This is a genomic window from Streptococcus parasanguinis, assembly GCF_023109675.1.
Classification (GTDB): Bacteria; Bacillota; Bacilli; order Lactobacillales; family Streptococcaceae; genus Streptococcus; species Streptococcus parasanguinis_I.
Window position 1 is genome coordinate 1 of record NZ_JALDUR010000037.1, and the last position, 656, is coordinate 656.

At 38.9% G+C, this 656-nt stretch carries 1 protein-coding gene; it reads right to left on the minus strand.

What is annotated here, in order from left to right:
- The coding region (locus tag M1G14_RS10900; RefSeq protein ID WP_247926610.1) for a DUF389 domain-containing protein at positions 1–656 on the minus strand (656 nt) is incomplete at both ends.

Consider the following 656-nt stretch of genomic DNA (forward strand, 5'->3'; position numbering starts at 1 on the left):
ATATACTTGTCAATGTTTTCATAAAATTCCTTGGTCGCTTCACTATCTAATGTTGGCGAGTTCTGAACTTGATTCACTTTCAATTGAACAGATTGAATACCGTAAGAGGCTTGTTTTTGGTGGAGTGTTTCTAATTCTTCTTCTGAAATCGGATCTCCAACAACCGTCAAGACCAATTCATTGTTACTTGACTTGTAGACTTGATTAATAACCGTATAATTGGCGAACTCTTTTCCTACAAACTGTTTGATCCCTTCTTTGCGCGCTTGTTCTATTGTCAGAGTAACTGCCGAATAGCTAGCTGGAAGAATCAACAATACAATCAAAGAAATCAAGCCAATTCTCATTTTAATGCTCAGCTCTTTAAATGAAGTTAAAGGAGATTTTCTCATCAAAATTCTTGTTCCAACAATGTTGGCTAGCATGATAAAGACACAGTTGATCAAGAAAAGATAGAGAGCCCCCAATAAAAATCGTACATTCCCATTAGCTAAACCATAGCCAGCAGTACAGATAGGCGGCATCAAAGCTGTAGCAATGGCTACTCCTGGCACGATATTGTTTGCTTCTTTTTTCCTTGAACCGATCACACCAGCAATCCCACCAGCAATAGCAATGAGAACATCCCAAATGGTTGGAGAGGTTCGTGCGATCAA